This window comes from Chloroflexaceae bacterium (assembly GCA_025057155.1).
Lineage (GTDB): Bacteria > Chloroflexota > Chloroflexia > Chloroflexales > Chloroflexaceae > JACAEO01.
The window spans coordinates 1-500 of record JANWYD010000189.1; the positions used below are offsets into that span (position 1 = coordinate 1).

1 protein-coding gene is annotated in these 500 nt (G+C 66.8%); it reads left to right on the plus strand.

What is annotated here, in order from left to right:
- Positions 1-231: phosphonate C-P lyase system protein PhnH (locus NZU74_20935; GenBank protein ID MCS6883787.1), on the plus strand; the 231-nt coding region annotated here is incomplete at its 5' end.
- Positions 232-500: the final 269 nt, after the last annotated feature.

Genomic DNA, 500 nt, shown 5'->3' on the forward strand with positions numbered 1-500 from the left:
AGTTGCACGGTCTTCATCTGCGTGCCAGAGATCGTTCCTAGCGGGGCAACGCTGCGCCTGTGCGGGCCGGGCATTGCCGGTGAAACGACGGTTGGGCTAGGTGGGGTAGCGCCAACCGAATTGGCGGCAATTGCGGCCCGACCGAGCCAATTTCCGCTCGGCATTGACATCTTTTTGATCGATCAGCAAGGGCGGTGTGTGGGCCTGCCGCGCACAACCCAGATCACGTAGAGGCCTATTGGGTTGCCTCTATGATATGAACTACAGCGGGCACGGCTGCCCCCCATTAGGGGGAGGAGCGACACCACCCTCCCCCGGAGGGAGAGGGCCGGGGTGGGGGCCGGCTGCCCCCCTCCCAGCCTCCCCCCGCTGGGGGGAGGGGCAAAGGCAAGGGCCGGGGTGGGGGCACAGCTCCCAGCGGAAGAGCGAGCAGGTCTTACAGATGTCGGTCAAGCCCAAACCCCCCCTTCGCCCCCTGTGGGAGAGGGGGGCGGGGGGGA